The organism is Massilia aurea, assembly GCF_014200505.1.
Classification (GTDB): Bacteria; Pseudomonadota; Gammaproteobacteria; order Burkholderiales; family Burkholderiaceae_D; genus Telluria; species Telluria aurea_B.
Genome location: NZ_JACHBX010000003.1, coordinates 78,528 through 101,441 on the forward strand (window position 1 = coordinate 78,528; position 22,914 = coordinate 101,441).

Here is a 22,914-nt window from a genome sequence, read left to right on the forward strand (position 1 = left end):
TCAATCGGTGACGGTAATGGGTGCAGGAATGTTATTGACAGGTGCGGCGGGTGCCGGTGCCGCATTAGGCGCCGGTGCTGTAGCCGGCGCGGTAGCCGAGGGGTTGTAATACATCCAGAGGGCGTGCAGGAAGATCCAGGTCGCGCTCACGGCAGCAATCAGGGCGATCATCAGGAACACGTCGTTGTAGGCCAGGATGTTCGCTTCGCGCGTGGCGCTGGCAGCCAGCGACGTCAGGCTCTGGCGCGTGCGCGCGGCCGGGTCGGCCAGCAATTGCCCGGCCGCCGCCGCGCCGGATTGGATGCGCCCGGCCACCAGCGGATCGAGCAAACTCAGGCCCTCGACGATCGTCGACGAGTGGAATTTCTCGCGCATGATCTGGAACGTGCCGACCAGCGCCGAGCCGATCAGGCCGCCCAGATTCTGGGTCAGGCCGAACAGCACCGAGAAACTGATCAGGGCGCCGGGATTGCCGATCACGGTGACGATCATCGAGATCAGCGACGGCCCGATGAACAGCGTGCCGCCAAACGCGAGCAGGCTCTGGCTCAGGTACATCTGCTCGGCGCGGGTCTGGTTATTGGCATGCGCGTCCATCCAGGCGCCCAGCGCCATCAGCAGCAACGCAATGACCTGCGGCGCCATCAGGTGCTTGACGTTGACGGTCAGGGCCGACACCACGATGCCGGCGACCGTGGCCGCCAGCACGCACAGGAACAGCGACTGCATCTGGTTATTGTCCAGCCCGACCGCGCGCAGGAAGCCCACCGCGCCCACGCTTTGCTCGGACAGCACGATGCGTACCAGCAGCAGCGACAGCGCCACGCGCAGGATGCTGCGGTTGGTCAGCCAGCGCAGGTTGAGCAGCGGGTTGGCCCGGTTGTGCTCGACGCACATCGCAGCCGCAAGCAGGAAGATCGACACCGCCAGCGCCACGCCGATCCACGCCTGCTCGGTCCACCAGAAGATGCGCCCGAACGTGAGCACCATGCACAGCAGCGCCATGCCCGGCGCAAACAGTGCGAACGTGACGAAGTCGGTGGGGCGAAACGCCTTGATCCGGTCGCCCGGCGGCAACTTGAGCAGCAGCACGGCGCCCAGCGACACCAGCGCCAGGCCCAGCTCGAACATGTACAGGCCGCGCCATTCGGCAATGCGCAACAGGTCGCCTGAGAAGATATAAGCCAGCGGCAGCGCCAGTTGGGCCGTGCCGAGCGAGATCGCGATGCCTTTCAGGCGCCACTCTTTCTTGAAGCCCTGCAACGTGTAATACAGGCCGAGCGGACTGACGGCGGCGGCCAGCATGCCATGGGCGGCGCGCACGGCGATGGCCGAGCCGAGATCGTTGACGAACAGGTGGGCCAGCGTGACCAGCGCGTACAGCACCAGGAAGCATTCGGTAAACAGGCGCAGGCCGAACTGTTGCCGGAATTTCACCAGCAGCAGGTTCATCGACGCGTTGGCCATCACGTAGGCCGCCGGCAGCCAGGCCGTTTCGGTCTGATACGCGCCCAGCACGCCCTGCAGATTGATCAGGTTGACGGCGACCAGCGCGTTGCCCAGGCCGCCCGTGATCGTGACGAGGATGCCGACCGCCAGATAGGCCAGTCGCAGCTTTGTCGTGTGCGCTGGCGTGGACGGAGAGCCGGGCAGCATCGGCTTTTCGTCGGGTGCCCATTCGCGTGGCGCGTACTTGCTCATCCTGCTATTTCACCATAATTGTCAGGCTCGCTATCTTACGCCTTTGCTCGACTTCACGTCGGATGACGCTTTCGCCACACCCAAACCATTTAATGCAAAAGTTGACCAACCAGATATTGCTCTATGGATTTATTGGCTCTAGACTCAAATTGTGCCGTGCGGAAATAGTTTCGTGTGGCAGCATTTCCAGAGTCAGCCATGTCGAACATCCACGCCATTCGCACCCTGATCTCCGCTTCGCTTGCCGCGCTGGCCATGCTGCCCGCAGTCGGCTTCTCGCAGGCACTGCCGGCACCCAAGCCCGTCACCAGCACGCTCGACTACCGGATGAACGAGCGCGTCATCCAGGTGCCGGCCGGGCCAGATGACGTGCTGCTCGAAACCACCGTTTTTCAGCCCGATGGCGCCGGGCCCTTCCCCCTGATCGTCATCAACCATGGCAAGGATCCGGGCCGCCCGAGCCTGCAGTCGCGCGACCGCTTCTATCATATGGCGTCCGTGTTCGTGAAGCGTGGCTACGCGGTCATGGTGCCGATGCGCCAGGGCTTTTCGAAGTCGGGCGGGCGCTACCGCGATCGCGGCTGCGACATGACGGCCAATGGCTACACCCAGGCCGAAGACATCCGCGCCACCCTCGCCTATGCGCGCCAGCAATCATGGATCGACGGCGGGCGCATGATCGTGGCCGGCCAGTCGTATGGCGGGCTGGCGGCCATCGCGCTGGGCACCGAGGCGCTGCCGGGCGTGCGCGGCCTGATCAATTTTGCGGGCGGCTTGCGCGACGACAGCAACCGCTGCGCGTGGCGCTCGCAACTGGTGGCGGCCTTTGCCGACTACGGCGCCAAGGCAAAAGTCCCGAGCCTCTGGATGTACGGCCAGAACGACTCGCTGTTCGGCCCGGAGCTGGCCAGCCGCATGCACGCTGCCTATGCCGCGGCCGGCGGCCGTGGCCGTCTGGTCGAATTCCCCGCCTTCAAGCGCGACGCGCACGGCATGCTGGCCAGCCGCGACGGCGAAAAAGTCTGGCTGCAAGATACTGAACAGTTCCTGCGCGAGATCGGGATGCCGACCGCCGTCGTGGTGGACGTCCCTGCCCCGCCCAGCCCGGCGCGCACCGATTACGCGCAGGTCGACGATATCGCCGCCGTACCGTTCCTGTCCGAGACCGGCCGCCGCGCCTACCGCGATTACCTGACCAAGATGACGCCGCGCGCGTTTGCCGTGTCGGCCAGCGGCGGCTGGACCTGGGCCGAAGAAGGCGAAGATCCGGACGGACGCGCACTGGCGACCTGCTCGGCCAAGAGCAAGGAGCCGTGCCGGCTATACTCGGTCGACGACTATGTGGTCTGGCATGACGAGCGCATCGACCGGGCCGAGAAAGCGGCAGCCACGGCGGCGCTGATGCCGGCGCCGAACCCGATGGCCGACTCCGATCCGACGACGTCGGTGGGTAGTACGACCGCGCGCTGATCGCGCAGGCTTGTCAAGCGGCCTGCGCAGTTCTTACTGCATGAGTTCGCTTTACTAAGCTTTGGGTCGATCCAGCGCAAACTGCTGCTTGGTGATGCATCAGACAATGCGGCTGTCGCATTGTCAGGAGCATACCAATGGTTCGTCTCGTCCACGCATGCGCTGCCGCGCTCCTCGTTTTCGCCATCGGCCTGCTGGCCGCCCCTGCCGCCACAGCCGCGAACAACGATCCCGTCGTGCTGGTGCACGGCTTTCTGGGCTTCGGCCCCGACGAATTCCAGAAGAGCGGCTTCAATTACTGGGGCGGCTATGGCGACATCGCGGCGCACATGCAGGTCTACCGCGGCCCGCACACGGTGGTTGCCGCCGCCGTCAGCCCGATCGCGTCGAACTGGGACCGCGCCGCCGAGCTGTATGCGCAAATCAAGGGCGGCTGCGTCGACTACGGCAAGGCGCACGTTGCCGCACAGGGCGTGCCCGGTCAGGTGCAAAAACCGCCCGGCAAATGCTGGGCCGCCGACCCACGCGACAATCCGCAAGGGTATCCGCCAGCGCTGTACCCGCGATGGGGCCATGACCATCCGATCCACATGATCGGCCACAGCCAGGGCGGCACGACCATCCGCGCCCTGATCCAGCTGCTGGAGCACGGTGCAATGACGGACGAAGGCGACGGCGCGCTGTTCAAGGGCGGCAAGACGGGCTGGATCCGCAGCGCGACGACCATCTCGGCGCCGCACGATGGCACCACGCTCAGTGATGCGGTCCTGAATATCCTGCCCAATGTGCCCATCGTGCTGCGCGACATCCTGCGTAACCGGGCGGCCAGCTGGGAGCTCGCGCCGGACGGTGCCCGCGAATTCAACCGGTGGGCGCTCACTTCGCCCAGCGTCTACTATTTTTCAGTGGGCACGGTGGCCACCGCCAGCGGCAGCTGGTGCTGCAACGGCACCGACCGCGCGATCGCACCGATCCAGACGACGGCGTTCCAGTACGCGCGCGCCGACATGATGCCCTACTTTAAATCGTTCGCCGGCGAGTGGATCGTGCCCTCGCCCGCCCAACGCGGCATGGGCAGCTACACCGTCAATGTGCCAAACCGGGTGCGCATCGACAGCGACTGGTTCCCAAGCGATGGCGTGGTCAACACGGTCAGCATGCGCGCACCTGGCGGGCATCCGGTACGCGACTACAACGGCACGGCGCTGCGCGGAACATGGAACTTTCTCGGCAACTACCCGGGATACGACCACTTCGATATCCTGAACTGGCCCAATCAAGGGCCATCGGCTGATCCGCTGTACGACCGGATCAGCGACATCCTCTTTGCGCTGTAGCTCAGGATGAAAATACCTCGGCGGTTAGTTATCCTGTGTAGGGTGGGCGGGTTTCCCGCCCACGCGTCCAACCTGCCATCGCATACTGCTGCGCGAGTCACGGTGAAAACACCTCATGGGGCCGATGGATGCGCACGATCTGCAAGCCGTCGGGCTGGTCCACCAGCATGCACAGCTTTCCGGTGCGCTTACAATGGTCTTGCACGCGCCAGTAGTCGCCATGGCTCATGCAGCCGGTCTGGCAGATCACCAGATCGGCGGCCTGCAGGCTTGCTTCCAGGTCAGCCGCCAATCCGGCTGGGGTGTGCGCCGAGTGACCCGCGCTGCCCGTCTGCCCGGCCAGCTCACGGCGCTGCAGCGTGCGCATCAGCTCATGCACGCGCGCCTGCAACGCGCCCACCTGGCGGCCTAGTGCAACGCGCCGACCGAGGCCCGGCAGCGCCGCATCGAGGGCCGCGCGGTCTTCGCGTTCCCAGGCCAGCGCCGTCGCAGCGCGGATCGTCGCGCCCCGCGCGCGGATCAGTTGCGCTTCCATGGCGGCGATGCGCGCGGCCTGCGCCTGCAGCAGCGCACTGCAGCGCACCTGCGCATCTGCATGTGCCCGTAGCAACGTCACGTGCTCGCCAGCCAGGCCATCGGCTTCCCGGTATGCGGCCATCTGCACCTCCTGTTCCTGAACCAACACCCATCTTAGATGAGAACGATTCTCATTTCAAGGGCGCGTCGAAGGAGGGACAAATCGACACATCGTGACGTGAGAACAAACTTTCACGATACAATATGGCCCTGCTCACCTGTGCGTTACCCCGACGGCCCATGACCCAGGCATCTCCCGACCAACTCGACATTTCCAGCTGCGCCAGCGAGCCCATCCGCACGCCTGGTGGTATCCAGCCCCACGGCTTCATGCTGACGCTATCGCCTGCACTCGATGTGTTGCAGGCCAGCGCCAACCTGCTACCCATGGCCGGCCTGGCGGCGGAAGCGGCGATCGGCCTGCCATTGGCAGCCGTCATCGGCAAGGCCTGTGGCGAGCGCATGGCGCGCGAACTGGCCACCGACAAGCTTGGCCAGCGCCCCATGTATCTGGGCACCGTCACGCTTGGCAACGACCGCCATTTCGATGTGATGGGCCACGTCTGGGACGGCCTGGTGATCGCCGAGTTCGAAGCGGTCGATCGTGCCGAGCCCGCCGATTTTCGGCATCTGTATCCGCTCATTACCGATTTTCTTGCCAAGGTCGGCGAGCACGCATCGATCCCTGCACTGACCGAGCTGGCGGCCCACCATATACGTTCCGTCACCGGCTACGGCCGCGTGATGGTGTACCAGTTCGACCCCGATGGCCATGGCCGCGTGATGGCCGAAGCCAAAGCGCCCGACTACGACTCGTATCTGAATCAGTCTTTTCCGGCCAGCGACATTCCATCCCAGGCACGCGAGCTGTACCTGAGCTCGCCGATCCGCGTCATCCAGGATGCCGATTACGATGCCTCACCGCTGGTACCTGAGTTCAACCCGGCCACGGGCACCCGTAACGATCTGACGTATGCGGCGCTGCGCAGCGTCTCGCCCGTGCATCTGCAATACATGCGCAATATGGGCACGCTCGCCTCGATGTCGGTCTCGCTGATCGTCAAGGGCAAGCTGTGGGGTCTGATTGCGTGCCACAACGCCGTCCCGCGCGCGGTATCGGTCGAAAAACGCACGGCCTGTGAACAGCTCGGTCAGATCCTCGCGTTGTGCATCGAGAGCCGCGAAGACAGCGCGGAGCTGCAGTTCCGCCTGGACGTGCGCCGCATCATGGTCGAAATCCTTGGCCGCCTGACCAAAAGCGCCGACTTCATCGACAATCTGCGCGGCGTGTCCGGCGAGCTGCTTCGCTTTGCCCGCGCCGGCGGCGTGGCCATCGTGGCAGACGAACGTATCTTCACTTACGGCGATACGCCGGACGACGCCGCCATTCGCGACCTGTCGACCTGGCTTGCCGTGCATGGCCACACCGAGGTATTCCATACCGACGAGCTCGCCGCCGTGTACCCGCCGGCCAACGCCTTTCTCCACAATGCCAGCGGCTTGCTGGCGCTGCCGATCTCGCGCATCCACCAGCACTATCTGCTGTGGTTCCGCCCCGAAATGATCCAGACCATGGAATGGGCCGGCAATCCGTACGAGAAGGAAGCGGCCCCTGGTGCGCCGAGCCGGTTATCGCCGCGCCAGAGCTTCGCCACCTGGCGCGAAACCATCCACGGCCACAGCCTGCCGTGGCACGTGGCCGAAATCGAGCTGACCACCGAGTTCCGCACGGCGCTGCTGGGCATCGCGCTCGAGCGCGCCGAGCAGATGGCCGAACTGGCCGAAGAACTGGGCCGCGCCAACAAGGAGCTCGAAGCGTTTTCGTATTCGGTGTCGCACGACCTGCGCGCGCCGCTGCGCCACATCGCCGGCTTTTCCGACCTGCTGCTCGAATCGGCCGGCAGCGAAGACGTGGCGCTGCGCCAGCGCTTTTTGAAGAACATCAAGGAGTCGGCGCGCCTGGCCGGCAAGCTGGTCGACGATCTGCTGTCGTTCTCGCAGATGGGCCGCGCCGCACTGCGCCCCACCAGCATCGACATGACCGACCTGGTGTCGGGCTGCATCGACAAGCTGGGCCTCGAGATCGGCCAGCGCCGCGTCAACTGGCACATCGACCGCCTGCCCGTCGTGCAGGGCGACCCGAGCTTCCTGCACCTGGCGATGTTCAACCTGTTGTCCAACGCCGTCAAGTTCACCAGCGGGCGCGACCCGGCCGTGATCCGGATCTGGGCCGAGGACGCCGGCGACGACATCGCGTTCCACGTGGCCGACAATGGCGCCGGCTTCAACCGCGATTACGTACACAAGCTGTTCGGCGTGTTCCAGCGCCTGCACCGCATGGAAGATTTCCAGGGCACCGGCATCGGCCTGGCCAATGTGCGCCGCATCATCGAACGCCACAACGGCCGCGTCTGGGCCGACTCGATCCTGGGCGAAGGTGCGACGTTCTCCTTCACCCTCCCCAAACAAGCCATCACAGAACAAGGCACCCATGCTTAAGCCCATCCTCCTGGTAGAAGACAATCCCCACGACCTGGAGCTCACCCTCATCGCCCTGTCGAAGAGCCAGCTGGCCAACGAAGTCGTGGTCGCGCGCGACGGCGCCGAGGCGCTTGACTATCTGCACCGGCGCGGCGAATTCGACGGCCGCCAGCTTGGCAATCCGGCCGTGATCCTGCTCGACCTGAAATTGCCGAAGGTCGACGGGCTCGAGGTGCTCAAGGAAATCCGCACCACCGCCGACCTGCGGTCAGTGCCGGTAGTGATGTTGACGTCGTCCAAGGAAGAACAGGACGTGATCCGCAGCTACGAGCTGGGTGTGAATGCGTATGTGGTCAAGCCGGTCGATTTCAATGAATTCGTGCGCGCTATTGCCGACCTGGGGATCTTCTGGGCGGTGCTCAACGAGCCGCCGCCAGGCTCGCACCGTTACATCAAGCCGAAGTGACTGGCCGTTTGCGGCTTGCCTGAGGCGCGCCGCGAACGACGCAGCAAATGACGGATGCGCGCACTCAGCGCATCCGGATGGTAGGGTTTCTGCAGCAGGTGGACCGACGCGTCCAGCTTGCCCTCATGGGTCAGCACGCCTTCGGCGTAGCCCGACGTGTACAGCACTTCGCACTCCGGCAGGTGACGGCGCACGATCTCGCCCAGTTGCAGGCTCGACAGCGGCCCCGGCATGATCACGTCGGTAAACACCAGGTCGATATGCCGGCCTTCTTCCACCAGCGCCGCCGCGCTGGCCGCATCGCGCGCTTCCAGCACGTCATAACCCAGCGCCGACAGAATGCCGCACGTCGATGAGCGCACGTCGTCTTCGTCTTCAACCACGAGAATGGTTTCCAGGCCGCCTGTCAGCGACGGGTGCACGGCTGCCTCTGCTTGCTCGGCCGGGATCGCGGTGCTGCGTGGCAGATAGATGCGCACGCTGCTGCCCTTCCCCGGCTCGCTGCGCAGCACGATTTCGCCGCCCGACTGCTTGACGAAACCATACGCCATCGACAGCCCCAGGCCCGTGCCCTGGCCCGTCGGCTTGGTGGTGAAGAACGGTTCGAACGCCCGGCGCAGCACGTCGGGCGGCATGCCCTTGCCCGTATCGGCGATCTCGAGCATCACATAATCGTTGTGCGGAACGTCGGGCGGCAAATCATCGTCGGCCGCCGCGTTGATGGCGCGGATGGTCAGCGTGCCGCCATCGGGCATCGCGTCGCGCGCGTTGATGACCAGGTTCAGCAGCACGTTGTTGAGCTGGTTGGGATCGACCATGGTGCTGCCCAGCTCGGGCGCGACTTCGGTCTCGACCCGGGTACCGGCGCCAAGCACGCGGCGCGCCATGTCGTCGAGCTCACGCACCAGATGGGTCGGATCGATGACGACTGACTGCAGCGGCTGACGCCGTGCAAAGGCCAGCAAGTGCGCGGCCAGCTTGGCGCCGCGCTCGACGCCCGACAGCGCCATCTCGACGCGCGTGCGGGCAGCGTCGTTCAGGTTGCCAACCATCTTCAGCAATTGCAGATTGCCGCCGATGATTTGCAGTACGTTGTTGAAATCGTGGGCCACGCCACCGGTGAGCTGGCCGATCGCTTCCATCTTTTGCGCCTGATGCAGCGCCAGCTGGCTCGCCGCCAGTTGCTCCTGGCTCAGGCGCAGCGATGCAAACGCTTCATCACGTTCACGCCGCGCAACGCAGGCGCCGCTGTGATACCGGACACGCGCCACGAGCTCGCGTGGATCGGGCCACTTGACCATGTAGTCGTTGGCGCCGATGGCAAACGCCTTGGCCTTGGTATCGGGGTCGTCTTCGGAAGAGAGCAGGATGACCGGCACGTCATGCGTATCCGGATGCGCGCGCAGCATGGCAATCACGTCAAAGCCATCCAGACCGCCAGGCATGCGCAAATCGACGATCACCACCGTCGCGGCGACATCGCGCGCAACCTCGACGGCGCGGGCCGGGCTGGACTCGTAACGGAGCTGATGACCAACACAGCTTTTGAGGCCATGGGCGATGATGTCCTGAGCAAACGACTCATCGTCGATCAACAGCACGGAACAAACGGTGGAGTTGTCTTCGATCATTACAAACTGCGTCGCTTTCAGGGCTGGAGGGGTAACGTGCTGCGCGAGAATTCAGGGTTAATTCTACACTAATACCATTTAACAAGGGTTCGTCCCGCTTGGTATCATTCTGGCAAACACGGGTCAAGACTTGTGCGGTAAAAAATCGCCCTGCATATGACGCGCATGCCACATCACCAAGCCACGACCACGCCCGATGACCCCTGCCCACTCTGCGGACGGCCGTTGGGAACGGAGCACGTCGACCGCCATCACCTGATCCCGAAGACGTTCAAGGGGCGCGACCAATTCCCGATCCACAAGATCTGCCATCGCAAGATCCACTCGGCGCTCACCGAGCGCGAACTGCTGCAGACCTATCACACATGGGAATCGCTGCGCGGGCATGCGGATATCGCGGCGTTCATCGCGTGGGTGGCGAAGAAGCCGGCGGGGTTTTATACGCGCACGTACACCGCGAACAAGAAAAAGGGGCGCTGACGGACTGACTGACGCCGGAAATGCAAAAAGGGCCGCATTCGCATGCGGCCCTTCTCTTGTTCTGGCTCCCCGACCTGGACTCGAACCAGGGACCTGCGGATTAACAGTCCGTCGCTCTACCAACTGAGCTATCAGGGAATCGAGGCAATATTATAGCCGGGCATTTGCGGTTTGACCAGAGCAGTGTGTGAATCGGCTAGCCGGCCGCTGCCAAAGGGCGCTTTTGATATAGTCGCAGCTTCCCACCACCTCCTTGATCCCCGAACGACCATGACCATTTCACGCACCCTCGGCACCCCACTCTCCCCTTCCGCAACCCGCGTCATGCTGCTCGGCTCGGGCGAACTGGGCAAGGAAGTGATCATCTCGCTGCAACGCCTGGGCGTCGAGGTGATCGCCGTCGACCGCTATCCGAATGCACCGGGCCACCAGGTCGCGCACCGCGCGCACGTGATCGACATGACCGACGGCGCGGCGCTCGAAGCGCTGATCGCGCAGGAGCGCCCTCACCTCGTGGTGCCGGAAATCGAAGCGATCGCCACCGACAAGCTGGCCGAACTGGAAGCGGCGGGCGTCATCACCTGCATCCCGACCGCACGCGCGGCGCAACTGACGATGAACCGCGAAGGCATCCGCCGCCTGGCCGCCGAAGAACTGGGCCTGGCCACGTCGCCCTACCAGTTTGCCAGCAGCCTGGACGAGCTGCAGGCTGCCTGCGCTGCCGTGGGCTTTCCATGCGTGGTCAAGCCGGTGATGTCGTCGTCGGGCAAGGGCCAGTCGAAGCTCGATGGCGCGGATGATGTGGCCGCGGCCTGGGCATACGCTGCCAGCGGCGGGCGTGTCGATGCCGGGCGCGTGATTGCCGAAGGCTTCATCGACTTCGATTACGAAATCACGTTGCTGACGGTGCGCTCGCTGGGCGCAGATGGCCAGGTCGTAACGAGCTTCTGCGATCCGATCGGGCACAAGCAGGTCCAGGGTGACTACGTCGAATCGTGGCAGCCGCATCCGATGCAGCCGCTGGCACTGGAACGTTCGCGCGAGATCGCAGCCAAAGTCACCGGCAATCTGGGCGGTCTGGGCGTGTTCGGCGTTGAACTCTTCGTCAAGGGCGACATGGTGTGGTTCTCGGAAGTGAGCCCGCGCCCGCACGACACGGGTATGGTGACGATGGCCAGCCAGGTGCAGAGCGAGTTCGAACTGCATGCGAAGGCGATCCTCGGGCTGCCGGTGAATGTCGCCGTGCGCGCGCCGGGCGCGTCGGCCGTGATCTACGGTCAGCTCGATGAAGCGGGGATTGCGTTCGAGGGTGTGGCCGAGGCGCTGCAGGTGCCGGGCGCAGATGTACGCCTGTTTGGCAAGCCGGAGTCGTTTGCACGCCGGCGCATGGGCGTGGCACTGGCGACGGCGGGCGATATCGCTACGGCGCGTGAACGTGCGCTGGCGGCAGCGGCGAAGATCAAGCCGGTGTCGGGCTCAAACTAATGGGTATGGGCAGGCGCGCGCTGCCACCGCCTGCGACCTGCTCAACCCGTCAAGCGTTTGCAGAACTGTGAAATTTCGGCTCGAAGCCGTGCGCAAAGGCTTGCACCACCGAGCGAGGTGTCAATACCGCCACGGTCGCGTCAGCGTCCATATCTATCCTCTCGCCATAACCGTTGAATGACCACGGCAGGAAGCCACGCGGAGAGACCAGGTAAGCCGTATCCTGGTGCTCAAACATGACACCGACAGGCAGGCTGCTGAGCGCCGCATCAAACCTCACTTTTGCGCCACCTTTTGCTGCGCGCTCCGCATGAAGCAATCGGTCGATGTCTGTCATTGAGATCGCCGCATCTGTTTTTTCAGCCACATTCGCACGTACCCAAGCTTGCTTGAACTTGAGATGGCGCTCGCGTTGACAATAAGCGCAGGGCCGGTGGCCAGCGGCAAAAGCAGTCGCCTCATCGATAAAAAACAGTTCCGAATAATTCCCTGGCGAGAACGGTTTCGACCGCTTGATGCTCTTGAATTCAAGTAAACACGTCACCCAAGCCTTGTGCGCCCATGGCCGAACGATCCTGTTTTCGTCATCATGCAGAATTCCACGGTTACCCATTAAAGCGCCGCGGGCCGGATTGGCGCACAGCCGCCCCCAAGGGTCGACCCGATTTTGTAGCGTACCAGACGTCATTCATTTGCTTTCGATCGCGTGTTAGCTGACAGGGCAACGTACATTTGGCGGTGCCAGAGCCGCTTACGATTCATCGGTAGCCTAAGGTGTCGAAGTTACCGACGCACCAGGCTGAATATTGGCCGTTAAGCGCTCAAGGATTGCAGAAGATGGAAAGGACAACGTCGTTACTTCACGCACGACGTCCAGAGCTTGAGCCCACCCCCTTAATACCTCAAAATTCCCATCAATTTTCTGGTAGCAGCTATCCAGATAGGTGGACGCAGCAAGGCAGTCTTTGACGTTCGAGATATCAAAACGCTCGATAAAATGGTGTACCAGATGATTTCGCATTTCGAGCAACTCGGCCAAGCCACGTCTAACGTGAGCCTCCTGATCAGATGACATGCCGATTGAAAAGCGAGAGCTAACCCATGGCGTATCGACAGGTTTTTGAGAAACACAGTCATTTTCTTCGAACCGGGATTCGGAGTTGAGGTAACCAGTGAACTTGCCGACCAGTACGCCCAAGCACTGTTTGCTCATCGCATGAACTTGCTTCGCCCGGGACTCTTCCAGCCCTGCCATCGAACCTTCGAGCGCCATGCCTGTGACCATTGTTTTAAGCAGGCGCTCGTATTGCTGCAGCCGCAACATGCAGCGCCCAAGCTTGCGCTGGACTTCGCGCTGCGCTTCTTCTACTTTGATACTATCAGCAGCCTCCAATGTGTTGAGCCCCGTCAATTTCATCTGGAGCAAGTGTACGCAGAGAGGATTTTCTTGTCCATCGGGAAATAATCCGCTTTTCAGGCCTGAAAAGCAAAAAGCCCAACCGGTAAGGGCTGGGCTTTTCACATTGCATATTTTGGCTCCCCGACCTGGACTCGAACCAGGGACCTGCGGATTAACAGTCCGTCGCTCTACCAACTGAGCTATCAGGGAATTGAGGCCGCATTATACCTGCTGGTGTCGATTTCGCAAATTTTTCAGAAGAAATTTAGCGAGGGATTCGCGCCAGCAAGCGTTTGAGCGTATCGATCACCAGTTCCGGCTCGGACAACTGCGGGAAATGCGCGCTGCGCTCGGCCACTATCCGCTCGCCCAACGGCGACAAGGCCGCCAGCGCCAGCTGCGAACGCTCACGCTCACGCACCAGCGCCGCCGGCACCAGCCAGCGCGGCAAGCGCTTCGTGCCCGACAGCACCGTCACCGGCACGGGCGGGAACGCGGGCGCCTCGAGGATATCCCTGACGGTCTCGCGCTCGTTGCGGAGCTCGTCGAACGCATCGCGCGGCGACACGCGATCGAGCAGCTTGACGAAGCCCCGCTGCAGCGCCGACTGGTGTTGCTTCAGATTGTCGACGTCCTGCGGCGCCGTCGCCTCGATGAACAGCACGCCCGCCACCTCGTCGGCGAACTCGCGCGCGAACAGGTTGGCGTGCAGGCCGCCAAACGAATGCGCCACCAGCACGAACGGCGACGGCACCTTGGCGAACTGCAGCAACAGACGCAGCTGCGCGACGACGGTCTCACCATACTGCGCTTCGGTCGGCTTCGGACTGCCGCCCGTACCCGGCCGGTCGTAGCTGAACACGGTGCCCAGCGCCTCGATCTCGGGATACAGCTTGAACCAGCCATCCAGCGGGCCGCCGGCGCCACCGATCAGCACGATCGACGGACTGCCCTGCCCGGCTCTGGCGAAGCGGAACATCTGCCCTTCGATCAGGGTGGCGTGGCTCTTGAGTGGTTGCTTCACGCGAACTCTCCAAAAAGACAACATAACGCCGCATAACGAAAAAGGCCGCATCCTTCGATGCGGCCTTCTTGTATTCTGGCTCCCCGACCTGGACTCGAACCAGGGACCTGCGGATTAACAGTCCGTCGCTCTACCAACTGAGCTATCAGGGAATTGAAGCTGGCATTATATGGTTCATGAAACGTTTCTGTCAAATCAGAACAGGCGTTTCGTTCTCCATCTACTGCTGCTCTCTTGCGCGCTTGCAGCGATCAAGAGAGCCAGGATTTTAGAGAACTTTGGCGATGGCGTCAACGACGCGATCGATGTTCGTGGAATTGAGCGCCGCCACGCAGATGCGGCCCGTGTCCACGGCGTAGATCGATTCGTCGCGCAGCTTGCCCACCTGCTCTTTGGTCAGGCCCGAGTACGAGAACATGCCAACCTGCTCGCGCACGAATTCGAAATCGTGACCCGGCGCCTTGGCCTTGAGCTTTTCAACCATCGCGCTACGCATCTCGCGGATACGCACGCGCATGCCAGCCAGCTCTTCTTCCCACAGCTTGCGCAGCTCAGGCGTTGCCAGCACGGTGGCGACGACCTTGCCGCCATGGGTTGGCGGGTTCGAGTAGTTGGTGCGCACGACGCGCTTGAGTTGCGACAGCACGCGCGTGGCTTCTTCGCTCGTGGTGGCCACGATCGACAGCGCGCCGACGCGCTCCCCGTACAGCGAGAACGATTTTGAGAACGAGTTCGACACCAGCATCGCCATGCCGGTCGCAGCGAAGCGACGCACGACGGCGCCGTCTTCATCGATGCCGTTGGCAAAGCCCTGGTACGCCATGTCGAGGAATGGCACGAGGTTGCCGGCCTGGACGGCAGCAATCACCTGGTCCCACTGGTCTTGCGTCAGGTCGGCGCCGGTCGGGTTGTGGCAGCACGCGTGCAGCACGACGATGGAACCTGCTGGCATGGCTTTGAGCGCGGCGAGCATGCCGTCGAAGTTTACGCCGCGGGTGGCCGCATCGTAGTACGCATAGTTGTGCACCGTGAAGCCGGCGCTTTCGAACAGCGCGCGGTGGTTTTCCCAGCTCGGATCGCTGATATACACGTCGGACCCTGGCAGGAAGCGCTTGAGGAAGTCGGCGCCGATCTTGAGTGCGCCGGTGCCGCCAATGGCTTGCACGGTCAGCGCGCGTTTCTCTTGAATTACCGGGCTGTCGGCACCAAATACCAGCTCTTGCACCGCTTTGTCATACGCTGCCAGACCTTCGATTGGCAGGTAGGTTCGCGGTGTTGGCTGCTCCATCAGTTTTGCTTCCGCTTTCTGCACGCACTCGAGCAGCGGCACTTTGCCCTTGTCGTCATAATAGACACCCACGCCGAGGTTGATTTTCGCGGTGTTCGTGTCGGCGTTGAAGGCTTCGGTGATGCCCAGGATCGGGTCGCGTGGGGCCATTTCAATGGCACTGAACAGGCTGGCGGAGGCAGTGGAAGTCATCTGATAAACTCGGTTTTGTTGGCTGGATTGACAGCGGCGGGGTTTGCAATTGTATAGACAGCGGCCCCTGAACCTGCAGGGCCGCGAGCGGATTCTCATTCTAACAAAGGTCTGTAAGCATGGCTGAATTATCCATCGCAACTTCTCCCGAACCGACCGTCATCACGTTCCCGGATTCGCCGTTCAAACTGCACCAGCCGTTCGAGCCGGCGGGCGACCAGCCCACCGCGATCAAGGGGCTGATGGAAGGCATCGACGACGGCCTGATGTACCAGACGCTGCTGGGCGTCACGGGCTCCGGCAAGACCTATACGATGGCCAATGTGATCGCGCAGGCCGGCCGGCCCGCGATCATTTTCGCGCCCAATAAAACGCTGGCGGCCCAGTTGTATTCGGAGTTCCGCGAATTCTTCCCGCAAAACGCGGTCGAGTATTTCGTCTCGTACTACGATTACTACCAGCCCGAAGCCTACGTGCCGCAGCGCGACCTGTTCATCGAAAAGGACTCGTCGATCAACGAGCACATCGAGCAGATGCGCCTGTCGTGCACCAAGTCGCTGATGGAGCGGCGCGACGTCGTTATCGTCGCCACCGTCTCGGCGATCTACGGTATCGGTAATCCGAACGAATACCACAAGATGATTCTGACGCTGCGCCACAAGGACAAAGTGGCCCAGCGTGACATCATCGCGCGCCTGATCCAGATGCAGTACACGCGCAATGAGATGGATTTCTCACGCGGCTCGTTCCGCGTGCGTGGCGACACGATCGACATCTTCCCGGCCGAGCACGCCGAGCTGGCGATCCGCGTCGAGATGTTCGACGACGAGATCGAATCGCTGCAGTTGTTCGATCCACTCACGGGCCGTGTGCGCCAGAAGATCCCGCGCTTTACCGTGTATCCGGGTTCGCACTACGTGACGCCCCGTTCGACGGTCCTGCGCGCGGTCGAATCGATCAAGGCCGAGCTGCGCGACCGTCTCGAAGAATTCCGCCAGCAGAACAAGCTGATCGAAGAGCAGCGCCTCGAGCAGCGCACCCGTTTCGACCTCGAGATGATGGCCGAGATCGGCTTTACCAAGGGCATCGAGAACTACTCGCGCCACCTGTCCGGCGCGATGCCGGGCGAGCCGCCGCCGACGCTGATCGACTATCTGCCGAAAGACGCGCTGATGTTCATGGACGAGTCGCACGTCATGATTGGCCAGCTCAATGCGATGTACAACGGCGACCGTTCGCGCAAGGAAAACCTGGTCGAGTACGGCTTCCGCCTGCCGTCGGCGCTGGATAACCGGCCGCTGAAATTCGTCGAGTTCGAAGGCAAGATGCGCCAGACGATTTTCGTCTCGGCCACGCCGGCCGAGTACGAACAGGGGCGCGCCGACAACGTCGTCGAGCAGGTGGTGCGCCCGACGGGCCTGGTCGATCCGATGATCATCGTGCGCCCTGCCCTGTCGCAGGTCGACGATCTGATGGGCGAGATCAACGACCGCATCGCCAAGGACGAGCGCGTGCTGGTCACGACCCTCACCAAGCGTATGTCCGAGCAGCTCACTGAATATCTGGGCGACCACGGCATCAAGGTGCGCTACCTGCACAGCGATATCGACACGGTCGAGCGCGTGGAAATCCTGCGCGACCTGCGCCTGGGCACGTTCGATGTGCTGGTCGGCATCAACCTGCTGCGCGAGGGCCTCGATTTGCCGGAGGTGTCACTGGTGGCGGTGCTCGATGCCGACAAGGAAGGTTTCCTGCGCTCCGAACGTTCGCTGATCCAGACGATCGGCCGTGCGGCGCGTAACCTGAACGGCGTGGCGATCCTGTACGCGGACCGCGTCACCGATTCGATGCGGCGCGCCATCGACGAGACCGAGCGCCGGCGTGCCAAGCAGATCGCGTTCAACCTCGAGAACAACATCATCCCGAAAGGCGTGCACAAGAAGATCAAGGAAATGATCGACGGCGTGTACAACCCGAATACGGAGCGCGAGGTGCAGCAAGACGCCAAGGAAACGGCGAAGATCGAGTCGATGAGCGAGAAGCAGATCAGCAAGGAGATCAAGCGCCTCGAAAAACTCATGGTCGATCACGCCAAGAACCTGGAGTTCGAGAAAGCTGCGCAGGTGCGCGACCAGCTGCATGTGCTCAAGCAGCAGGCATTCGGCGCGCCGGGGGCCGACAACGTTGTCTCGATGCTGGGCAAGTAACGCCGGCAGGGCGTTACAGGCTTAGCGCTCTATGCTGGCCAGCAACGTCAGCAACCGGTCCAGGTCGGCCGGCTTGACCATGTGATGGTCGAAGCCGGCGTCGTGCGCACGCTGCTGGTCTTCGGCCTGGCCATAGCCAGTCAACGCCACCAGCACGGCTCCCGCCGTCGCAGGCTGTGCACGCAGGCGACGGGCCAATTCGTGGCCGTCCATGTCGGGCAAGCCGATATCGAGCAGCGCCACCGCGGGCGGCTCGCGCAATGCCGTCGTTAGCGCGCTCGCGCCATCGAATTCGACCCGAACTTCGTACCCATTCATCCCCAGCAGCGTGGCCAGCATCTCGGCGGCGTCGACGTTGTCGTCGACCACCAGCACGCGCAAGCCTGATGCGTCAGGCACAGAGGCGGCCGGCGCCGGGGCTGGCACCTCCACGACCGGTTCCAGCAACGGCAGGTAGACGACAAATTCGCTGCCCTCGCCCAGCCCATCGCTGAGCGCATCGACGCGGCCGCCATGCAGCAGCACCAGGCTCTTGACGAGCGCCAGTCCGAGACCCAGCCCGCCCTGCGAGCGGTCCGGCGTGCGCTCGGCCTGTGTGAACAGGTCGAAAATATACGGCAGCACGGGCAGGTCGATGCCCTGGCCATTGTCGCGCACGGCAAGGCGCACGTCGCCGCCGTCCGTGCGCACGCTCAGCACGATGCGGCCCCTGGCCGGCGTGTACTTGGCGGCGTTGTTCAGGATGTTGGACAGCACCTGGATCAGGCGCGTGCGGTCGCCCAGCACGTACAGGCCAGGTTCGATGTCGAGGAGCAGCTCATGGTGGCAGCTGTCGAGCATCGGCCGCACCTGCTCCACCGCTTCCTGCACGAGCGGTTCGACCGCCACGGTTTCCTGCGCCATCGTGACCTGCCCGCGCGTGACGCGCGAGACGTCCAGCAAATCGTTCACGAGCGCCGTCATGTGCTCGGCCTGGCGCGCGATGATCGCACTGGCGCGCGCAATGCCGGGCGCGTCCATCTGGCCGCGCTGCAGCAGTTGCGCGGCGGTGGTGATCGGTGCGAGCGGATTGCGCAACTCGTGCGCGAGCATCGCCAGGAAATCATCCTTCTGGCGATTGGCTTCGCGCAGCTCGTCCTCGATACGCTTGCGCGCGGTGACGTCGCTGCCTTCCAGGAAAATACCCGTCACCTTGCCGAACTGGTCGCGGATCGGCTGATAGACAAAATCGAGAAAGCATTCTTCGAGCGGGCCGCCCGGTTCGCGTTGCACGCGCAGCGGTACAGCATGGCCGACAAACGGCTGGCCACTGGCATACACCTGGTCGAGCAACTCGAAGTAGCCCTGCCCCTGGACCTCGGGTAGGGCCTCGCGTACCGGTTTGCCGATCAGATCGCGATGCCCGACCAGTGCCAGGTAGGAACGGTTGGTCAGTTCGAACACATGGTCGGGGCCGCGCAACACGGCGATGATGCCGGGCGCTTCCTCGAACAGGTTCACCAAGCGCGTGTTTTCTTCTTCGCGATAACGCTGCGCCAGCACTTCGTTGGTGATTTCAACGCAGGCGCAGAACATGCCGACGACGATACCGTCATCGCCTCGCACGGGCGAATACGAAAAGCGGAACCACGTCTCTTCGTCGTACCCATGGCGGCGCATGGTCAGCGGAAAGCGTTCGAGGTAAATGGACTCGCCGCCCATCGTGCGCGCAACCATCGGCGCGATCTCGTCCCAGATATCGGGCCACACATCGCAAAAACGCAGACCGAGCGAGGCCGGGTGCTTGGCACCCAGGATCACGCTGTAGGCATCGTTGTACAGGAAGCCGAGTTCGTCGCCCCAGGCGACGAACATCGGGAACTTGGAATCGAGCATCAGTGCAACCGTCGTGCACAAGGCCTGCGGCCAGTCGCGCGGATGACCGAGTGGCGAGGTAGTCCAGTCGTGTTCGCGCATCAGCGCACGCACCGTGCCGTCGCCGAGAAATAATGACGGTTCTTGCCGCACATCAGTCGGCGCTCCCACTACCTGATTCATACCCATGATGCTTCGTGTTGATCCGCGCACATCGCGCAAGCGAAGTGTGCCAGATTTGCCGCTCCTCTCACGCACGCCAGCGTAAAACGAGCGTGACGCGATCGTTACAGCGTCTGCACAAACTCGCGGATACCGCCCAGCAGCATCTCGACCGCCATTGCCGTGAGGATCAGGCCCATCAGGCGCTCGAAGGCCGTCATGACTTGCGGGCCAAGCTTTTGCTGCAGCTTTTCGGCACTGAGGAACACGGCCAGCCAGACGATGCCGACGGCAGCCAGCGCGGCCACATGCACCATCGTTTCAGTAAAGCTGGTGGCCGACAGCAGCAGCACGGTGGCCAGCGCCGACGGCCCGGCCAGCGCAGGAATCGCCAGTGGGACGATGAACGGTTCGCCGCCCTCGCTCCTGCCCAACACGCCATCGGGGTGCGGGAAGATCATGCGGATCGCGATCATCAACAGGATCACGGCGCCTCCGATGCGCAGCGCGATCGGGCTCAGGTGCAACGCTTCCAGGAAGTGCTTGCCGAAGAACATGAACACCAGCAGCAGCACGAAGGCAATCGCACACTCGCGGATCACGATGCGGTTGCGGCGTTCGAGCGGGGTGTCTTTCAGGGCGGCGGCGAACAGCGGGACGTTACCGAAGGGGTCGGTCACGAGAATGAGCAGAATGAAGGTGGAGAAAAAGCTTTGGGTCATGGCTTATTATTCTTGGAAGACGCGACGACAGTAAAGGCGTAATCTTACCAGAGTGCATCAAAGTGCTGGACGATCTGGCACGAAGGCCGATCACCTCTACTTCGAAAGCAGACATGGGATCACAACAAAGCACGGTCGACTTCGTCCTCGACCAGATGAGCGCCGCCGGGGCGGTCAGCGCCAAAAAGATGTTCGGCGAATACGGTGTCTATCTCGACGAGAAGATGGTCGCGCTGGTGTGCGACGATGTCCTGTTCGTCAAACCGACGGAGGGTGGCCGATCCCATATCGGGACGCCTGTCGAGGCGCCACCCTACCCGGGTGCGAAACCCTGTTTCCAGATTGACGGCGACCTGTGCGAAGACCGGGAATGGCTGAGCCAGCTGGTGCGGATTACCGCGCAGGAATTGCCGCTGCCTAAGAAGAAAAAGAAGGCGCTGTAACCGTTACCTATTGGTGAGCTCGATTGGTGAGCTCGGTTGCCACAGTGAAGCGCGAATAAAAAAGCGGGGAAAGGCATCTGCCCTTCCCCGCTCATCGCCCATCTGACCGGATGAATTACTTCTCGAACTTCTTCAGCCAGGCCGACAGCTGGTGCGGGCGCAGGCCGTCGTATTCTTCGAACGGCTGGTGAATCCATGGATTGTGCGGCAGGTCGTCCAGGAAATAGTCTGGACGAATCGACGACGTACCCTTGACCCAGATGACCGCCGATTTGACTTCGGTGACCTGCGGGTAGTTTTCGGTCAGGTGCTGGCTGACTTTACGCAGCGTCACGCCCGAGTCGGCCAGATCGTCGACCAGCAGGACGCGGCCAGCCAGTGGACCCTTGGTCATCGTCATGTACTTCGAGATATCCAGGTCGCCTTGCTTGGTGCCCGCTTCTTCGCGGTACGAGCTGGTCGACAGGATCGCCAGTGGCACGTCGAAGATGCGCGAGAACACGTCGCCCGGACGCACACCGCCGCGCGCCAGGCACAGCACCTGGTCGAACTTCCAGCCCGATTCATACACTTGCAGCGCCAGGCGCTCGATCAGGCGGTGGTATTCGTCCCACGAGACCCACAGGTCTTTTTCCGTCGATACAGGGGAATTCATCTTTTTTGACTCCAGATTTTGTCGTTAGGCCGCGAACGGGTGACGCAGCACGATCGTTTCTTCGCGGTCAGGACCGGTCGAGACCATGTCGATCGGCACGCCGACCAGTTCTTCGATGCGCTGGATGTAGGCGCGGGCGTTGGCCGGCAGCTCTTCCATCGACTTGGCGCCGACGGTGCTTTCGGTCCAGCCTGGCATCTCTTCGTACACTGGCTCGCAGCGGGCTGCGTCTTCAGCGCCGACCGGGAAGATGTCGACCGCGCGGCCGTCGATCTTGTAGCCGGTGCACAGCTTGAGCGACTCGATGCCGTCTAGCACGTCGAGCTTGGTCAGGCACATGCCCGACACGCCATTGATCTGGACCGAGCGGCGCAGCAGCGCAGCATCGAACCAGCCGCAGCGACGGGCGCGGCCCGTGACGGTGCCGAACTCGTGGCCCACGCGCGACAGGTGCTCGCCGACGCCAGCGTCGGTTGGCAGTTCGGCCGGGAACGGGCCCGAACCGACGCGGGTGGTGTAGGCCTTGGTGATGCCCAGGATGTAGTGCAGCATGTTCGGACCGACGCCGGCGCCGGCGGCGGCATTGCCGGCCACGCAGTTCGACGAGGTGACGAACGGATAGGTGCCGTGGTCGACGTCCAGCAGCGAGCCCTGTGCGCCTTCGAACAGCAGCTTGCCGCCGGCTTTGTGCGCCGCGTACAGCGCGGACGAGACGTCGCCGACCATCGGACGCAGGCGTGGCACGAGGGCCATCGCATCGTCGAACGTGGTCTGGAAGTCGATCGCTTCGGCGCCCAGGTAGTTCACCAGCACGTGGTTGTGGTAGTCGAGGTTCTCTTTGAGCTTCTCGGCAAAGCGCTCTGCGTTGAGCAGGTCGGCGATGCGGATGGCGCGGCGGGCGACCTTGTCTTCGTAGGCCGGGCCGATGCCCTTGCCCGTGGTACCGATCTTGTTCTCGCCACGCTTGAGTTCGCGTGCCTTGTCGATGGCGACGTGGTACGGCAGGATGATCGGGCAGGCTTCCGAGATCATCAGGCGCGAGACGACTTCGACGCCGGCCGCGGCCAGCTTGTCGATTTCGCGCATGACGTCCGGCACCGAGACCACGACACCGTTGCCGATGTAGCAGGCGACGCCTTCGCGCATGATGCCCGACGGGATCAGTTGCAGCGCGGTTTTCTGGCCCTTGATCACCAGGGTGTGACCAGCGTTATGGCCGCCCTGGAAACGCACCACGCCAGCGGCGTGGTCGGTGAGCCAGTCGACGATCTTGCCCTTGCCTTCATCGCCCCACTGGGTGCCGATGACAACGACGTTCTTTGCCACGTTAGTATTTGACAT

General features: G+C 62.9%; 19 protein-coding genes and 3 tRNA genes. 8 read left to right on the plus strand and 14 right to left on the minus strand.

The annotated features are described in order from the left end of the window. Positions 1 to 1,701 (minus strand): MFS transporter, encoded by a 1,701-nt coding sequence (locus HD842_RS14245; protein WP_183555396.1) that lies wholly within the window; start codon positions 1,699 to 1,701, stop codon positions 1 to 3. 198 nt (positions 1,702 to 1,899) lie between these two features. Here HD842_RS14245 and HD842_RS14250 point away from each other — a divergent pair, with 198 nt between their 5' ends. Both HD842_RS14250 and HD842_RS14255 read left to right on the plus strand, forming a co-directional pair. Continuing rightward, the gene (locus HD842_RS14250) at positions 1,900 to 3,171 is read left to right on the plus strand and encodes a dienelactone hydrolase family protein (RefSeq protein ID WP_183555397.1); all 1,272 of its coding nucleotides are present in this window, start codon (positions 1,900 to 1,902) and stop codon (positions 3,169 to 3,171) included. A 137-nt stretch (positions 3,172 to 3,308) separates the two neighbouring features. After that, on the plus strand, positions 3,309 to 4,508 hold the full coding sequence (locus HD842_RS14255) for an esterase/lipase family protein (protein ID WP_183555398.1): 1,200 nt from the start codon (positions 3,309 to 3,311) through the stop codon (positions 4,506 to 4,508). A 97-nt stretch (positions 4,509 to 4,605) separates the two neighbouring features. On the opposite strand, the gene HD842_RS14260 is transcribed toward HD842_RS14255, so the two are convergent. Then, positions 4,606 to 5,166 carry a DUF2325 domain-containing protein gene (locus HD842_RS14260; protein ID WP_183555399.1) on the minus strand — a complete coding sequence of 187 codons (561 nt, stop codon included), beginning with the start codon at positions 5,164 to 5,166 and terminating at the stop codon, positions 4,606 to 4,608. A 158-nt stretch (positions 5,167 to 5,324) separates the two neighbouring features. Between HD842_RS14260 and HD842_RS14265 the strand changes: the two genes are divergently transcribed. Both HD842_RS14265 and HD842_RS14270 read left to right on the plus strand, forming a co-directional pair. Further along, a complete protein-coding gene (locus HD842_RS14265; RefSeq protein WP_183555400.1) occupies positions 5,325 to 7,583 on the plus strand; it encodes an ATP-binding protein in 2,259 nt (752 codons plus the stop codon). Further along, the gene (locus HD842_RS14270) at positions 7,576 to 8,031 is read left to right on the plus strand and encodes a response regulator (protein ID WP_183555401.1); all 456 of its coding nucleotides are present in this window, start codon (positions 7,576 to 7,578) and stop codon (positions 8,029 to 8,031) included. The genes HD842_RS14265 and HD842_RS14270 overlap by 8 nt, the downstream gene beginning before the upstream one ends. Here the strand turns inward: HD842_RS14270 and HD842_RS14275 are convergent. After that, positions 8,013 to 9,662, minus strand: a complete 1,650-nt coding sequence (locus tag HD842_RS14275) for a response regulator (protein WP_183555402.1) — start codon at positions 9,660 to 9,662, stop codon at positions 8,013 to 8,015. The genes HD842_RS14270 and HD842_RS14275 overlap by 19 nt on opposite strands. Positions 9,663 to 9,827: 165 nt before the next feature. Here HD842_RS14275 and HD842_RS14280 point away from each other — a divergent pair, with 165 nt between their 5' ends. After that, positions 9,828 to 10,142, plus strand: coding sequence for an HNH endonuclease signature motif containing protein (locus HD842_RS14280; RefSeq protein WP_229424771.1), 315 nt, complete (start codon positions 9,828 to 9,830; stop codon positions 10,140 to 10,142). A 62-nt stretch (positions 10,143 to 10,204) separates the two neighbouring features. Here HD842_RS14280 and HD842_RS14285 read toward each other — a convergent pair. Beyond that, a tRNA-Asn gene (locus HD842_RS14285) sits at positions 10,205 to 10,280 on the minus strand. A gap of 132 nt (positions 10,281 to 10,412) precedes the next feature. Between HD842_RS14285 and purT the strand changes: the two genes are divergently transcribed. Beyond that, positions 10,413 to 11,627: a formate-dependent phosphoribosylglycinamide formyltransferase gene (gene purT, locus HD842_RS14290; protein WP_183555403.1), complete on the plus strand. Its 1,215-nt coding sequence runs from the start codon at positions 10,413 to 10,415 to the stop codon at positions 11,625 to 11,627. Between the two features lie 49 nt (positions 11,628 to 11,676). Here purT and HD842_RS14295 read toward each other — a convergent pair whose 3' ends face one another. The 6 genes from HD842_RS14295 to HD842_RS14320 form a co-directional block, all read right to left on the minus strand. After that, entirely contained in the window at positions 11,677 to 12,315 is a 639-nt protein-coding gene (locus HD842_RS14295) for a hypothetical protein (RefSeq protein ID WP_183555404.1), read from the minus strand. A gap of 81 nt (positions 12,316 to 12,396) precedes the next feature. Next, the gene (locus HD842_RS14300) at positions 12,397 to 13,149 is read right to left on the minus strand and encodes a hypothetical protein (protein ID WP_183555405.1); all 753 of its coding nucleotides are present in this window, start codon (positions 13,147 to 13,149) and stop codon (positions 12,397 to 12,399) included. Between the two features lie 11 nt (positions 13,150 to 13,160). Next, positions 13,161 to 13,236 (minus strand) — tRNA-Asn (locus HD842_RS14305). 55 nt (positions 13,237 to 13,291) lie between these two features. Then, positions 13,292 to 14,050, minus strand: a complete 759-nt coding sequence (locus HD842_RS14310; RefSeq protein ID WP_183555406.1) for an alpha/beta fold hydrolase — start codon at positions 14,048 to 14,050, stop codon at positions 13,292 to 13,294. 76 nt (positions 14,051 to 14,126) lie between these two features. Then, positions 14,127 to 14,202, minus strand: a tRNA-Asn gene (locus tag HD842_RS14315). 116 nt (positions 14,203 to 14,318) lie between these two features. Beyond that, the gene (locus tag HD842_RS14320) at positions 14,319 to 15,530 is read right to left on the minus strand and encodes an amino acid aminotransferase (RefSeq protein WP_183555407.1); all 1,212 of its coding nucleotides are present in this window, start codon (positions 15,528 to 15,530) and stop codon (positions 14,319 to 14,321) included. Positions 15,531 to 15,649: 119 nt separating this feature from the next. On the opposite strand from HD842_RS14320, the gene uvrB reads away from it, so the two are divergent. Next, entirely contained in the window at positions 15,650 to 17,737 is a 2,088-nt protein-coding gene (uvrB, locus tag HD842_RS14325) for an excinuclease ABC subunit UvrB (protein ID WP_221290607.1), read from the plus strand. A gap of 21 nt (positions 17,738 to 17,758) precedes the next feature. On the opposite strand, the gene HD842_RS14330 is transcribed toward uvrB, so the two are convergent. Together HD842_RS14330 and HD842_RS14335 are read right to left on the minus strand one after the other, a co-directional pair. Then, positions 17,759 to 19,780 carry a hybrid sensor histidine kinase/response regulator gene (locus tag HD842_RS14330; protein WP_183555408.1) on the minus strand — a complete coding sequence of 674 codons (2,022 nt, stop codon included), beginning with the start codon at positions 19,778 to 19,780 and terminating at the stop codon, positions 17,759 to 17,761. A 98-nt stretch (positions 19,781 to 19,878) separates the two neighbouring features. Continuing rightward, positions 19,879 to 20,475: a MarC family protein gene (locus HD842_RS14335; RefSeq protein ID WP_183555409.1), complete on the minus strand. Its 597-nt coding sequence runs from the start codon at positions 20,473 to 20,475 to the stop codon at positions 19,879 to 19,881. A gap of 113 nt (positions 20,476 to 20,588) precedes the next feature. Here HD842_RS14335 and HD842_RS14340 point away from each other — a divergent pair, with 113 nt between their 5' ends. Then, the gene (locus tag HD842_RS14340) at positions 20,589 to 20,918 is read left to right on the plus strand and encodes a TfoX/Sxy family protein (protein ID WP_183555410.1); all 330 of its coding nucleotides are present in this window, start codon (positions 20,589 to 20,591) and stop codon (positions 20,916 to 20,918) included. Between the two features lie 115 nt (positions 20,919 to 21,033). Here HD842_RS14340 and HD842_RS14345 read toward each other — a convergent pair whose 3' ends face one another. Both HD842_RS14345 and HD842_RS14350 read right to left on the minus strand, forming a co-directional pair. Beyond that, positions 21,034 to 21,573 (minus strand): phosphoribosyltransferase, encoded by a 540-nt coding sequence (locus HD842_RS14345; protein WP_183555411.1) that lies wholly within the window; start codon positions 21,571 to 21,573, stop codon positions 21,034 to 21,036. 24 nt (positions 21,574 to 21,597) lie between these two features. Continuing rightward, on the minus strand, positions 21,598 to 22,914 hold the full coding sequence (locus HD842_RS14350) for an adenylosuccinate synthase (protein WP_183555412.1): 1,317 nt from the start codon (positions 22,912 to 22,914) through the stop codon (positions 21,598 to 21,600).

What these genes read in the sequence shown, in the direction of transcription:
- HD842_RS14245 (WP_183555396.1), bottom strand. Translation starts at nt 1,701, where the DNA reads ATGAGCAAGTACGCGCCACGCGAATGGGCACCCGACGAAAAGCCGATG.
- HD842_RS14250 (WP_183555397.1), top strand. Translation starts at nt 1,900, where the DNA reads ATGTCGAACATCCACGCCATTCGCACCCTGATCTCCGCTTCGCTTGCC.
- HD842_RS14255 (WP_183555398.1), top strand. Translation starts at nt 3,309, where the DNA reads ATGGTTCGTCTCGTCCACGCATGCGCTGCCGCGCTCCTCGTTTTCGCC.
- HD842_RS14260 (WP_183555399.1), bottom strand. Translation starts at nt 5,166, where the DNA reads ATGGCCGCATACCGGGAAGCCGATGGCCTGGCTGGCGAGCACGTGACG.
- HD842_RS14265 (WP_183555400.1), top strand. Translation starts at nt 5,325, where the DNA reads ATGACCCAGGCATCTCCCGACCAACTCGACATTTCCAGCTGCGCCAGC.
- HD842_RS14270 (WP_183555401.1), top strand. Translation starts at nt 7,576, where the DNA reads ATGCTTAAGCCCATCCTCCTGGTAGAAGACAATCCCCACGACCTGGAG.
- HD842_RS14275 (WP_183555402.1), bottom strand. Translation starts at nt 9,662, where the DNA reads ATGATCGAAGACAACTCCACCGTTTGTTCCGTGCTGTTGATCGACGAT.
- HD842_RS14280 (WP_229424771.1), top strand. Translation starts at nt 9,828, where the DNA reads ATGCCACATCACCAAGCCACGACCACGCCCGATGACCCCTGCCCACTC.
- purT (WP_183555403.1), top strand. Translation starts at nt 10,413, where the DNA reads ATGACCATTTCACGCACCCTCGGCACCCCACTCTCCCCTTCCGCAACC.
- HD842_RS14295 (WP_183555404.1), bottom strand. Translation starts at nt 12,315, where the DNA reads ATGACGTCTGGTACGCTACAAAATCGGGTCGACCCTTGGGGGCGGCTG.
- HD842_RS14320 (WP_183555407.1), bottom strand. Translation starts at nt 15,530, where the DNA reads ATGACTTCCACTGCCTCCGCCAGCCTGTTCAGTGCCATTGAAATGGCC.
- uvrB (WP_221290607.1), top strand. Translation starts at nt 15,650, where the DNA reads ATGGCTGAATTATCCATCGCAACTTCTCCCGAACCGACCGTCATCACG.
- HD842_RS14330 (WP_183555408.1), bottom strand. Translation starts at nt 19,780, where the DNA reads ATGGGTATGAATCAGGTAGTGGGAGCGCCGACTGATGTGCGGCAAGAA.
- HD842_RS14335 (WP_183555409.1), bottom strand. Translation starts at nt 20,475, where the DNA reads ATGACCCAAAGCTTTTTCTCCACCTTCATTCTGCTCATTCTCGTGACC.
- HD842_RS14340 (WP_183555410.1), top strand. Translation starts at nt 20,589, where the DNA reads ATGGGATCACAACAAAGCACGGTCGACTTCGTCCTCGACCAGATGAGC.
- HD842_RS14345 (WP_183555411.1), bottom strand. Translation starts at nt 21,573, where the DNA reads ATGAATTCCCCTGTATCGACGGAAAAAGACCTGTGGGTCTCGTGGGAC.
- HD842_RS14350 (WP_183555412.1), bottom strand. Translation starts at nt 22,914, where the DNA reads ATGTCAAATACTAACGTGGCAAAGAACGTCGTTGTCATCGGCACCCAG.